Origin of the sequence: Streptomyces sp. MRC013 (assembly GCF_023614235.1) — a bacterium.
In the GTDB taxonomy this organism is placed as follows: Bacteria; Actinomycetota; Actinomycetes; order Streptomycetales; family Streptomycetaceae; genus Streptomyces.
The window spans coordinates 3,912,423-3,924,249 of sequence record NZ_CP094264.1 but is presented as its reverse complement, the minus strand read 5'-3'; the positions used below and the strand labels follow the sequence as shown (position 1 = coordinate 3,924,249).

Annotated in this window: 10 protein-coding genes and 1 tRNA gene; 3 read left to right on the top strand and 8 right to left on the bottom strand. The window is 74.3% G+C overall.

Translation table 11 applies throughout. The annotated features are described in order from the left end of the window. Window positions 1–6: 6 nt before the first annotated feature. Window positions 7–78: transfer RNA gene (locus LUW75_RS17820), tRNA-Val, on the bottom strand. Window positions 79–580: 502 nt separating this feature from the next. On the opposite strand from LUW75_RS17820, the gene LUW75_RS17815 reads away from it, so the two are divergent. Together LUW75_RS17815 and LUW75_RS17810 are read left to right on the top strand one after the other, a co-directional pair. Beyond that, complete coding sequence (locus LUW75_RS17815; protein ID WP_250336503.1) at window positions 581–1,978, top strand: coiled-coil domain-containing protein; 1,398 nt, start codon at window positions 581–583, stop codon at window positions 1,976–1,978. 43 nt (window positions 1,979–2,021) lie between these two features. After that, window positions 2,022–2,243, top strand: a complete 222-nt coding sequence (locus LUW75_RS17810) for an FmdB family zinc ribbon protein (RefSeq protein ID WP_250336502.1) — start codon at window positions 2,022–2,024, stop codon at window positions 2,241–2,243. 371 nt (window positions 2,244–2,614) lie between these two features. Here LUW75_RS17810 and LUW75_RS17805 read toward each other — a convergent pair whose 3' ends face one another. From LUW75_RS17805 to LUW75_RS17795, 3 genes are all read right to left on the bottom strand, one after another. Next, window positions 2,615–3,451: an HAD family hydrolase gene (locus tag LUW75_RS17805; RefSeq protein WP_250336501.1), complete on the bottom strand. Its 837-nt coding sequence runs from the start codon at window positions 3,449–3,451 to the stop codon at window positions 2,615–2,617. Beyond that, window positions 3,448–5,886: a phosphoribosyltransferase gene (locus tag LUW75_RS17800; RefSeq protein ID WP_250336500.1), complete on the bottom strand. Its 2,439-nt coding sequence runs from the start codon at window positions 5,884–5,886 to the stop codon at window positions 3,448–3,450. The genes LUW75_RS17805 and LUW75_RS17800 overlap by 4 nt, the downstream gene beginning before the upstream one ends. A gap of 65 nt (window positions 5,887–5,951) precedes the next feature. Further along, the gene (locus LUW75_RS17795) at window positions 5,952–7,139 is read right to left on the bottom strand and encodes an HpcH/HpaI aldolase/citrate lyase family protein (RefSeq protein WP_250336499.1); all 1,188 of its coding nucleotides are present in this window, start codon (window positions 7,137–7,139) and stop codon (window positions 5,952–5,954) included. A 210-nt stretch (window positions 7,140–7,349) separates the two neighbouring features. On the opposite strand from LUW75_RS17795, the gene LUW75_RS17790 reads away from it, so the two are divergent. Beyond that, window positions 7,350–8,252 carry a TerD family protein gene (locus LUW75_RS17790; protein ID WP_250336498.1) on the top strand — a complete coding sequence of 301 codons (903 nt, stop codon included), beginning with the start codon at window positions 7,350–7,352 and terminating at the stop codon, window positions 8,250–8,252. A 49-nt stretch (window positions 8,253–8,301) separates the two neighbouring features. Here the strand turns inward: LUW75_RS17790 and LUW75_RS17785 are convergent, their stop codons facing one another. The 4 genes from LUW75_RS17785 to LUW75_RS17770 form a co-directional block, all read right to left on the bottom strand. Then, window positions 8,302–9,042, bottom strand: coding sequence for a TerD family protein (locus tag LUW75_RS17785; RefSeq protein ID WP_250336497.1), 741 nt, complete (start codon window positions 9,040–9,042; stop codon window positions 8,302–8,304). Between the two features lie 114 nt (window positions 9,043–9,156). Then, window positions 9,157–10,290, bottom strand: a complete 1,134-nt coding sequence (locus tag LUW75_RS17780; protein ID WP_250336496.1) for a DUF475 domain-containing protein — start codon at window positions 10,288–10,290, stop codon at window positions 9,157–9,159. Window positions 10,291–10,390: 100 nt separating this feature from the next. Then, complete coding sequence (locus LUW75_RS17775; protein ID WP_250336495.1) at window positions 10,391–10,966, bottom strand: TerD family protein; 576 nt, start codon at window positions 10,964–10,966, stop codon at window positions 10,391–10,393. A gap of 138 nt (window positions 10,967–11,104) precedes the next feature. Then, window positions 11,105–11,680: a TerD family protein gene (locus LUW75_RS17770; RefSeq protein ID WP_028964299.1), complete on the bottom strand. Its 576-nt coding sequence runs from the start codon at window positions 11,678–11,680 to the stop codon at window positions 11,105–11,107. Window positions 11,681–11,827 lie beyond the last annotated feature (147 nt).

The following is an 11,827-nucleotide window of genomic DNA, read 5'->3' as shown; positions in this document are numbered from 1 at the left end:
ATCAAGTGGGCGCGGACGGGTTCGAACCGCCGACATCTGCTTTGTAAGAGCAGCGCTCTACCCCTGAGCTACGCACCCTCGGAGCGGGGCAACAGCGTACATGGCCCACGGGTGGGGTCCGCAAACCACCGCCGCGGGGCCCTCCGTCCCCGGGCGGCGGGTGACCCGGCCGCGGGGCGGGGAGGCGTATGCGCGGTGTGAGTGCGCCGCAGCGGCTTCCGCCCCGGATGGTCGTCCGGGGCGTACGGCGTCCCGGCCGTCGCGCCGTCCGCTCCCCGGGCACGGCGGGTCCGGTGTCCGGGCCCACGGGGGTGCGGGGGTGCGGGGGGTGCGGGGGCGGTGAGGCGCTGTGAGGCGGGACGGCGGGCACACCGGGGTGCCGGGGGCGCCGGGCACACCGGGGGCGGCGGGGGCGGCGGGGCGGCCGGAGCGCCGGGGGGCCGTCGGACGGGAGCCGCTCCCGTCCGGTGGGAGCGGCGGGGCGGCGGTCCGTGCCGCGAACCGGGCCGCCCTCCCGTTCGTCGTACCGGTGGGAGAATGGACCGGGCCAACTCGGACACGCACGGCACGGGGAGCGGATGTGACGGGGACACGCGGCGCACGGCGGTACGCGGGGGACGCGCTCGCCCTGGCGCTGCTGCCCCCGGTGCTGCTGTCCCTGCCCCTGCTCGCCGCCGTCTCGGCCGGGGTGCTCGCCGCGGCGGGGACGTTCGCCGGAGGCGGGGCGCGGCGCTGGTTCGGCGGCGGACGCACCGAGGGCCAGCGGGCCGAGGCGCAGGCCGCGAAGGACGACGCGGCCGCCGCGTTCTACGAACTGGACACCGCACAGCGGGACCTGCGGATCTCCGTCGAGACGATCGCCGCGGTCGACGGGTCGCCCGCGGCGGGCCGGGCCGCCGCGGAGTTCGCGGCGCTGGGGCGGCGCATCGACGAGGCCAGCCGGTCGTACATCGAGGCCGTCGACGGCTACGACCTGGACCGGGCCGACCTCGACGCCGCCACGGCGGCCCGCGCCCGCGGGGACCTGGTCCGCGTCAGGGAGGAGCTGGTGCGGGCCCGGGACGAACTGGAGCGGTTCGAGGAACGGATCGCACCGCTCCTCGCCACGGCCGAGACGCAACTGGCGCGGCTCGCCCCGGCGGTCGAGCGGGCCCGCGCGGCGCTGCTCGCGGCGAGCGGCGCGCTGGACGCCGTACGCGGTTCGGGGCTGCGCGCCGACGACCAGGCCGCGCGGCTCGCCGCCCTCGCGCCCGAGCTGACCAGGCTCAACGAGGGTGCGGGGCGGCACGGTGTCGCACCGACCCTCCAGCGCGCCGACCGCGTGCTGCGCGAGGCCGAAGCCGTGCGGGCCGAGGCGGAGCGGCTGCCGGAGCGGGCCGCCGAGACGGACCGGCGGCTGGTGTCCCTCCGGACGCGCGCGCAGGCCCTCGCCCACCGGGCCGCCTCGGTGGAACCCGTGCTGAGCGAGCTGCGGCGCCGGTTCAGCGCCGCCTGCTGGCAGGACCTCCAGCCGGTGCCGGCACGGGCCGCGGAGAGCGTGCGGCGGGCGGAGGAGAGGCTCGCCGAGGCGGGGCGGGCCCGGGACGAGCAGCGGTGGGCGGACGCGACGGCGCTGCTGGGAACGGTGCGGGCGCTGCTGAACGCGGCGGACGAGGCCGTGTCGGCCGCCGGGGAGCGGCTCCGGCGGCTGGACGCCGTGTCCGAGGACCCGCGGCGGGAGATCGAGCGGACCCGCTTCGCCATCCGGGACGCCCAGCGGTTCGCCATGGAGGGCCGCCACACCCCGGACCCCCGACACGCCGGGCCCCTCGACGACGCGGTCGCCCGCCTCGACCGGGCGGCCGGCGACCTGGAGGGGCGGCATCCCGACTACTGGCACTTCCTGACCGAGACGGAGGCCGTGCGGGCGTCGGTCGCGCGGGTGGTGGAGCGGATCCGCGAGGAGCGCGGGGGCGGTCCGCCGGGGCGTGCCGGCTGAAACCGCCGGGCCCGCCGCTGCCCGGAGTCGTTAACCTGTGGGTATGCCTCGCTACGAGTACCGCTGCCGCACCTGCGGCGACACGTTCGAACTGAGCCGTCCCATGGCGGAGTCCTCCGCGCCCGCCGCCTGTCCCGCCGGACACGGGGACACCGTGAAGCTGCTGTCGACCGTCGCGGTCGGAGGTACCGCCCCCGCGGCCCCGGCCGGGGCCTCGGGCGGTGGCGGGGGCGGGGGCTGCTGCGGAGGCGGCTGCTGCGGCTGACGGCCACGCCCCGGAGGCGCCGGTCCCGGATCCGTCGGCGACGGGTCCGCCCGTGCGCCCCCGGGCCTGAGGTCCCGGGTCCGCCCGCGCGTTCCCGGGTCCGTCCGGGCCGGGGCGCCGTCCTCCGCCCGGCGGGCGCCCCCGCGCGGCGCCCCCGACGCCTCCCCGAAACCGACGACCCACCCGCCGCCGACGCCCCGCCCGAGGTCAAAGCCCCACCCGCCGCCGACGCCCCGCCCGAGGTCAAAGCCCCGCGCGGAGCCGACGCCCCACCCGGTGCCCGGAGCCGACGCCCCACCCGCACCCGACGCCCCACCCGGTGCCCGGGGCCGGCACCCCGCCCGGGACCGGGCCCCGCGCGAAGCCCCCCGTCAAGCCCCCGCCGCCCCCGTCGCCGTCCGGGCCGCCGCCAGGAACCGGCGCAGGATCTCCTCCCCCGCCGCGACGCCCCGGTCGGCGAGCACCTCCACGTTGCCGGCGTGCCAGCCCGTGTCGGCCAGTTCGCCGTGCCCGGGCCGCCACGCCCGGTCGGCGGCCAGCAGCAGGTCCGCGTCGAGCAGCGAGTCGCCGGCCGCGAGGACGGTGCGGGCGCCGGTGCGCCGCGCCACCTCCCGTACCGCCGCGCTCTTCGTCAGCGGCTTCGGCACCGCGTACACCTTGCGGCCCTGCAGGGAGACCGTCCAGCCCCGGGAGCCGGCCCAGTCGGACAGCTCCGCCAGCCAGCCGTCGGGCAGCAGGGACCGCTCCACGACGAGGTAGGCGAAGAGGTCCTCCGCGACCCGCTCCTTCAGCAGCCACGCCGGGTCCGCGGCGGCCAGCAGGTGCGCCCGCACCTCGTCGAGCGTGGCGCACTCGTCGGCGAGGCGCGCCGCGACGGCCGCCCGCCAGTCGCGGTCCGGCTCGCCGTCGACCAGCAGGTGGCCGCCATTGGCGCAGATCGCGTACCGGGGGGTGGGGCACGGCAGCCGGATGCGCCGGTACTGCTCCCGCGTCCGGGTGGTGACCGGTGTGAAGGCGGCCGTGCGGGCGAGCTCGCCGAGCAGTCCGGCGGCCGCCTCGGTGACGTACGACAGCGGCTTGCCCTGGTACACCTCCACGCAGAGCAGGCGCGGTGCCTCGGCGTCGGGGGCGGTCAGGGCGAGCGCGGCCGCGGAGTAGACGAGGGTGCGGTCGAGGTCGCTCGCGACCAGCGCGGTCGGGGCGGTCACGGCGCCGTCACCGCCCGCCCGTCGGCGCCGGTCGCGCCGCGCGTGTACCCGGGGTGGACGAGCCCCACGCAGGTGTACGGCAGGCCGTCGACCTCCTCGACCGGGACGCCGCGCTGCGCGGCCAGCAGCCGCACGTGGTCCAGGTCGGGGCCGGCGCCGCGCCGGGCGAGGACCCTCCACGGGACGCGGCGCAGCAGGACCCGGGTGGTCTCGCCGACGCCCGGCTTGACGAGGTTCACGTCGTGGATGCCGTACTCCTCGCTGATCCGCTCGACGGCCGCCCACCCCTCCCAGGTGGGGGTGCGGTCGGCGGCGAGGAGGCGGGCGGTGTCCTCGGCGACGGCGTCCGCGACCTCGCCGAAGCGGCCCGAGACCGCGTCGAGGAAGGCGGCGGACACGTCGGTGTCCGCGAGTTCCCGGTAGAACTTGGCGCCGTGGTAGTCGTCCGGGCCGATCAGGTCGGCGCGCAGGACCGTGCGCGAGACCAGGCCGGAGACGGTGGAGTTGAGGCACGCGGAGGGGATGAGGAAGTCCTCGCGGGTGCCGTGGGTGCGCACGCAGGAGCCGGGGTCGGCGAGTACGGCGATCTCCGGGTCGAAGTCCGGGAAGCCGGCGAGGGCGGCGGCCAGCTCGCGGGCGATGGCGCCCTTGCCGGTCCAGCCGTCGACGAACACGACGTGGGCCGGGTCGTGGTGGGCGCGCAGCCAGCGCAGCGCGTTGGCGTCGACGCCCCGGCCGCGCACGATGGACACGGCGTAGTGCGGCAGGTCCAGGCCGTGGCGGTACCGGGCCCAGCGGCGCATCAGTATACCGACGGGGGTGCCGGCGCGGGCGAGGGAGACCAGCACGGGGCGCGGCGACCGCTCGGCGAGCACCGTCTCGGTGACGGCGCCGACGGCGCGGGCGATCCGGGCGGCGGAACCGTCGAGAGCGGCGTGGAAGAGCCTGCGGTACTCGTCGCTCGGCTGGTACTCGACGGGGAGCGACTCGGCGTAGTGGGCGCCGCCGTTCTGGACGGCCTCCTCGCGCTCCTCCACGGGGGCCTCCAGCTCGGCGGAGGAGAGGTCCTTCAGGAGCCAGCCGACCTCGTCGGGGGCGTAGGAGGAGAACGCGGGTCCGCGCAGCGGCTGGGGCAGCATGCCGGCTCTTTCCGGTACGTACGAGGGGACGGTCGCCAGCACGACGCGCGGGACGTGCGCGGTGAGCCGGGCGAGGAGGCCGTCCGGGGCGTGGAGGGCGGGGGTGTCGGCGGCCGAGTCGACGACGACGGCGACCGCGTCGAAGCCGGCTCCGGCGACGTTGTAGGCGTACCGGTCGCCGGGGCCGTCCGCGGGGTCGTCGTGGGCGGGGAAGACGAGGCGGGTGCGGATGGCGTAGCCGGGGTCGTCGACGGCGAGGACGGGCGAGCGGGTGGTGGTGGAGAACCGCACGTCGGCGTGGGGGGCGCGTTCCTCCAGCGCGGCGGCCAGGGCGAGGGGCGCGTACATCAGCTCCTCGCAGCCGAGGACCAGGACGCGGGGGGCGCCGCCGCCGGCGGGGGCCGGCGCGGGCGGGCCGGCCGGGAGGAGGGCCTCCGCCAGGCGGGCCGCCATCGACGGCAGGGCCGCCTCCAGGCGTGCCCGGTGCTCCGGGGTGAAGCCGTGGCGGCCGCCGTCCGGCAGTCCGGCCGGCCAGCCGAGGTCCACGCGGCGTACGGCGGCCGCGTCGCCGGAGGCGGCCGGCGCCGGCGTCTCGTGGGCGGCCACCAGGGCGCGGCCCGCCTCCAGGACGCCGTCGGGCAGGTGCACCGTGCCCGCCGCGAGGGCCACCAGGTCCACCCGCGCGCCGATCTCGGCGGCGAACTTCGCGAGCCGCCCCCGGTCCTCCTCCGACCTCATGTCGACGAGCGCCACGATCACGTACCGCTCGCGCGGGTAGCGCCCGTGCAGCGCCCGCACGGTGTTCAGGACGGTGTTGCCGGTCGAGAACTCGTCGTCGACCAGCACCAGCGGGCCCGGCCCGGCCAGCAGCGCGGGGTCCTCGGGGAGCAGGAGGTGCGAGGTGTGGTGGGAGTGCGGCTCCTCGAACCCGGCCGCCCGGGGCACCCCGGGCACGGGGCGGCGCGTGGAGTGCAGGTACGGGGCGTGGGCCAGGCCGTCGGCGACGCAGTGGCCCAGGCCGGTCGCCGTCTCCGCGTACCCGACGACGACCGCGCGCCGCGCCTCCGCCTCGCCCAGCAGCGCCCGCACGCGGCGCCCCAGCTCGTGGCCGCAGCCGCGCACCACGGCGGGGCTCTGCGGCACGTGCTTGCCCAGGACGCGGGAGACCAGCAGGTGCGCCCGCCGCCTGTTGTTCCGCAGGGCCAGCCCCAACAGGTCGCGCAGCTCCCCGTCGTCGCCGCACCGCCCGGAGAGCTCGACGCCGAGCCGCTCGGCGACCCATGTTCCCGTCCACACCGCGCTGTGAATGACGTGCCTCTTCTCTCCGGGGTACGGGTGTCCTGCCGAACGCGGGGTGCCGCTCACGGTACCGTCAGGCCCGCCGCGAGCAGTTCGACGAACCCCACGCCCGCCTTGGCGACGCCGAACACCTCGGCCCGCCGGAGCGTGCGCTCCGCCCAGGCCCGGTGCGGCTTCACCTCGTTCATCTTGTTCGTGTAGGTGGAGCGCAGGACGCCGCCGCCGTCCCGCTCCGGGCGCAGGATGTCCCGGGCGTCGCTGTACTCCTCGTGGCTCACCACGGACAGGGCGTGCACGGGCTGAACGTGGGAGGGGTGGATGCAGGTCTTGCCGAGCAGGCCGTTGGCCCGGTCCAGCTCGATCTCGCGGAGCAGTCCGTCCAGGTCGTGCTCGATCAGCTCGGCGCGCAGGGCGTCGGCGTGGCCCTCCGTGAAGGGGCTGCGGCGCAGCATCGGCTTGAACATCCGCTCCTGGAGGCGGAAGTACTCCCACACCGGCCCGGTGATCGTGAAGCCGCTGCCGTCGGCGCGGCCCAGGACGTTGACGACGTCCGCGATGATGTGGGCGACGATCTGCACGTCGTACGCGGTCATGTCGGGCGGGCGGCGCAGCCCGTACGCGGAGCAGAAGTCGGTGACGCCGAGCCGCAGGGCCAGGATCCGGTCCCGGTACGCGTCGACGGAGCGGGCGATCCCGGCGAGGGTGTCGACGCGGGTCTCCAGGTGGAGCAGCTCGGGCGACTCCAGGACGGGCATCGCGTACAGGGGGCGGCCGGCGAGGGCGTCCGCCGTGGCGGGCTCCGCCTCCGCGGCGACGAGGGCCTCCAGGAAGGGCGCGCCGTGCTTCTCGGTGAACTTCGGCAGGACGAACCCGGACAGCAGCCGCACGGCGGGACCGAGGCGGCGGGCCAGGTCGGGTATCTGCTCGGGCTCGCGGACGCGGATGAACAGCAGCGGTGGCTCACCGCCCCGTCCGGCCAGGTCCGCGAAGTGGCGCACCAGGTTCTCCTCGCCGGCCTCGACGTCCCCGTCGCCGATGGAGTCCTCCAGGCAGAGCACCATGGACACGACTCCGCGTCCGACCTGCTTCATCACGTCGTCGGCGAGCCTGGGGCGGGTGGCGGGGCTGTAGAGGGTGGCGCCGAGCGCGGCCGAGAGGAGGCGGGCCGGCGAGCAGCCGTCGAACACGCACGGCTCCCGGTGGAACAGCCCGGCCCGGGCGGCGGGCGGGACGTGCCCGAAATGACGCATGCGGATTCCCCGAACTGCCGTGGCGTGCCGCCTACGGCCTGATGACGTGTGGCCGGTAATAGTACGTAGGGACAGGTGTCACCGGTTCCCCGCCCGTACGAACGGTGGATGATGCAGAGGTGGCCTCCGGGGGGCCGCCCGAGCGGTCGGAGCATCCGGTACCGGCCCCCGCGTTGTCCCGCGGGCGGGCGGGCGGGCAGGATGACGGGCATGACGCACGAGATGCTGAAGGGCTCGAACGTCCCGCTCGACGTCGCGGCCGTGCGGGCCGTGGTGTGCTGGACCCCTGGCCCGGGGGTCCCCGACGTGGACGCCTCGGCCCTGCTGCTCGGTCCGGACGGGCGGGTGCGTTCCGACGAGGACTTCGTCTTCTACAACCAGCCCCGGCATCCCTCCGGCACGGTGCGGCGGCTGCCCAAGAAGCGCGTGGCGGAGGGGCTCACCGACACGGTCGCGGTGGACCTGGCGGGCCTGGAGCCGTCCGTGGACCAGGTGGTGATCGCGGCGTCCTCCGACGGCGACACCTTCACCCGCGTGCCGGACCTGCGGATCGTGCTGTACGACGCCGCCGGGGGCGAGGGCGCCGAGGGCCTGGCGTCGTTCCACGTGCGTCCGGAGACGGGCGAGGAGACCGCCATGATCTGCGGTGAGCTGTACCGCAGGGGCGAGGGGTGGAAGTTCCGCGCGGTGGCGCAGGGCTATCCGACCGGGCTGATCGGGCTGGCCACGGCGTTCGGCATCTCGGTGGAGGAGGATCCGGCGGAGACCGGGGAGGGGACCCGGGAGGCCGGACCGGCCGCCGGCCCCACGGAGCCGGTGCCCGGCGCGGGTCCCCAGGACGCCACCCGGGCGATACCCGCCCCCGCCGGCGCCGCGGCGGCCCCCGCCGCTCCCCCGCTGCCGCCCCCGCCCGCCGTACCGCCCTCGTACGGCTATCCGCACGCCGGGACGCCGCAGCCCGCCTACGGCTACCCGCAGCCCGCGCCGGTGCCCCCGTACGGCCCGTTCGCCTCGCAGCCCGCCTACGGCTACCCGCACCCGGCGGCCGCCGGGGCGCCCGTGCCGGATCCGGACTTCCGGCTCCCGCCGATGGGCCCGCAGTTCCAGCGCTGAGCCCCGTACGGGGAGGTGGCGCGGGGCCCGGGGCGTGGCGGCGCGGCCGTCAGGGCGCCCCGGCCTTGAACCCGCGCCCCCACTGCATGCCCCAGCCGTACATCCGGTCCAGCTCGCCCTGGAAGCCGTAGACGAACTTCGCCTCGCGCCGCACCAGCAGTTCGCCCTTGACGTTCTCCAGCAGGAAGACCGCGCAGGAGCGGGCTTCGGGGGCGCGCTCGTCGAGTTCGATCTCGATGCGCGGGCCGTTGCTCGGATAGAGCGTCATCATGGCGTGGGTGCGGTCGAAGGCGGGTGTCTGGTCGTAGATGTAGACGAAGAACAGCAGGCGCCTGATGTCGTCGCGGTGGTCGAGGTTGACGAAGATCGTCTCGCCGGACGGCGAACCGAACCGGTCGTCGCCGCTGAGCTTCACGTACGGCGGGTCGTTGAGGTCGCCGAAGTAGCCGCCGAGGGGCTGGACGACGCCCTTGGTGCCGTCGGCCAGCTCGTACAGGCACCCGATGTCCAGGTCGACGTTGGTCACGGCGCGGGTGTGTGCCTGGACCGGTTCGGGCTGGAAGAACTTCAGCGGGTCCCGCAGCAGCCGCCCGCTCCGCCGGGGCCTGCTGTCGAAGTCGGACGTGCGCATCTTCCACGAGAGGTTGACGCGCAGGTTGCCGGTCGCCGCGCCCTGCTTGGTCAGTGAGACCGTCGGGCGCCGCCGTGTCAGACCGATCACGTGGGCCGCGACGCCGCCCGAGTCGAACTGCGCCGCCCTGTCCTGCCGCAGGATGTTCCAGAAGGCCATGCCACCCCCAAGGTGTCCGGATGCGCGGCGGGGCGGTCGGGAGCACCCGGCCGCCCCGCTCAGAAGCGTTCCGCATCACCGGAGTGGTCACACCCCGGTCTCATGCAGTGGTCGTCACACTCCGGACGAGACCCCGGCCCTCTCCCCGGGGCCCCCGGCCGCTCCGGCGCGCTTGTTGCGGCGGACCGAGGAGAGGAAGGAGGCGGCGATGAGGAGGACGCCGATGGAGCCGGTGACGACCTCGCTGATCTCGTGCTCGATAGTGACCAGGAGGATCGCGGCGAGGGCGCCGATGGCGTAGTGGGCGCCGTGCTCCAGGTAGACGTAGTCGTCGAGCGTGCCCTCGCGGACCAGGTAGACGGTGAGCGACCGGACGTACATGGCGCCGATGCCGAGGCCGAGCGCCATCCAGAAGATGTGGTTGGTGATGGCGAAGGCACCGATGACGCCGTCGAAGGAGAACGAGGCGTCGAGGACTTCCAGGTACAGGAAGAGGAAGAACGCGGCCTTGCCGGCGAGGCCGACCGCGGAGACCTGCCTGCCCTGCTGCTTGGCCTTCTCCTCCTCCTCGTGCTCCTTCTCCTCCTCTTCCTCGAGCTTGTTCTCGAAGTAGCCGGACAGGCCGCCGACGACCAGGTAGGTGATCAGGCCGGCGATGCCGGAGAGCAGCACCGTGGCGGACTTGTCGGCGTGGCCGGTGCTGGTGTGCGCCTCGGTGGCGAAGGTGACCGCGGTGACGAGGAGGATGATGAGCGCGATGCAGACCGACAGCATGTCGATCTTGCCCAGCTTGGCGAGCGGCCGCTCCAGCCAGGCCAGCCACTTGTGCTCGCGCTCCTCGAAGACGAAGTCGAGGAAGATCATCAGCAGGAACATGCCGCCGAAGGCGGCGATGGCCGCGTGCGCGTCGGTGACCAGGTTCTCGTACTGCTCCGGCTTGTCGAGCGCCAGCTGCACGGCCTCGATCGGACCGACCTTGGCACTGATCGCGACGATGACGACCGGGAAGACCAGCCGCATGCCGAACACCGCGATCAGGATGCCGATCGTCAGGAAGATCTTCTGCCAGAAGGCGTTCATCTTCTTGAGGATTCCGGCGTTGACGACCGCGTTGTCGAAGGAGAGGGAGATCTCGAGGATCGACAGGATCAGTACGATCCCGAACGCCTCCCACCCCCACTGCCAGGCGGCGAAAGCGAGGCCGAGCGCCGTGACGGCGAACGACCAGCCGAAGGTTTTCAGAACCACTGACTACCCAATCGTGTTGGGGGTCCCCCCGGACGAGGCCTGCGGGAGGGTCTCCTCCGCGCCGAGTGCGCCGGGACTTGAAAGAACCCTGGGACGAGCTTTAGGAAACATTGACCCCGAAGTCTAGAGCGATGCCCCGGAGACCGGACGCGTACCCCTGGCCCACGGCCCGGAACTTCCATTCGCCGCCGTAGCGGTACAGCTCGCCGAAGATCATCGCCGTCTCCGTCGAGGCGTCCTCGCTCAGGTCGTAGCGGGCCAGCTCCTGGCCGTCGGCCTGGTTCACGACACGGATGAACGCGTTGCTGACCTGGCCGAACGTCTGGCCGCGGTTGTCGGCCTCGTGGATCGAGACCGGGAAGACGATCTTGTCGCAGTGGGCGGGGACCTTGCCCAGGTCGACGACGAGGGACTCGTCGTCGCCGTCGCCCTCGCCGGTGAGGTTGTCACCGGTGTGCTGGACGGAGCCGTCGGGGCTGGTGAGGTTGTTGTAGAAGACGAACCACTCGTCGCCGAGGACCCTGCCCGACCGGCAGAGCAGCGCACTGGCGTCGAGGTCGAAGGGCGCTCCGGTGGTGGAGCGCGCGTCCCAGCCGAGTCCGACCAGCACCTGGGTCAGGTCGGGTGCGGCCTTGGAGAGGGAGACGTTGCCTCCCTTGGCGAGCGTGACGCCCATGACGATGATCCTCCCCGGTGACGTGCTGCGTGACGTGCGTCCGTGTGCCGCGCGGTGGCCCGTGCGCCGCGCGGTGTGAGAGTGCGCGTCCGGCGCCGCACCGGACGGGTGCGGCGCCGGACGGAGCTGCGGTACGACTCAGACGTTCACGCCGAAGTCCTGCGCGATGCCGCGCAGGCCGGAGGCGTAGCCCTGACCGATGGCGCGGAACTTCCACTCCGCGCCGTGGCGGTACAGCTCGCCGAAGACCATCGCCGTCTCCGTCGAGGCGTCCTCGCTCAGGTCGTAGCGGGCCAGCTCCTGGCCGTCGGCCTGGTTCACGACGCGGATGAACGCGTTGCGCACCTGGCCGAAGGACTGCTGGCGGGTCTCGGCGTCGTAGATCGAGACCGGGAAGACGATCTTGTCGACGTCGGCCGGGACGGTCGCGAGGTTGACCTTGATCTGCTCGTCGTCGCCCTCGCCCTCACCGGTGAGGTTGTCGCCGGTGTGCTCGACGGAGCCGTCCGGGCTCTTCAGGTTGTTGAAGAAGACGAAGTTGCCGTCGGTGGCGACCTTGCCCTGGGCGTTCAGCAGCAGAGCGCTCGCGTCCAGGTCGAAGTCCGTACCGGTGGTGGTGCGGACGTCCCAGCCGAGACCGACCGTGACCGCGGTCAGGTTGGGCGCGGCCTTGGTCAGCGAGACGTTGCCGCCCTTGCTGAGGCTGACTCCCACGAGTCCCTCCATTGGTTTCCAGGGGCAGCGCCCCCGTCGTGCGTTGGCATCGGATCAACGACTGGATCCTAGTGAGGGGTTCCCACCCCGGGCACGCTCTTGCACCGATGAATCAGGTGTTTCGGACGGCGTACGCGCGGGCGCGGG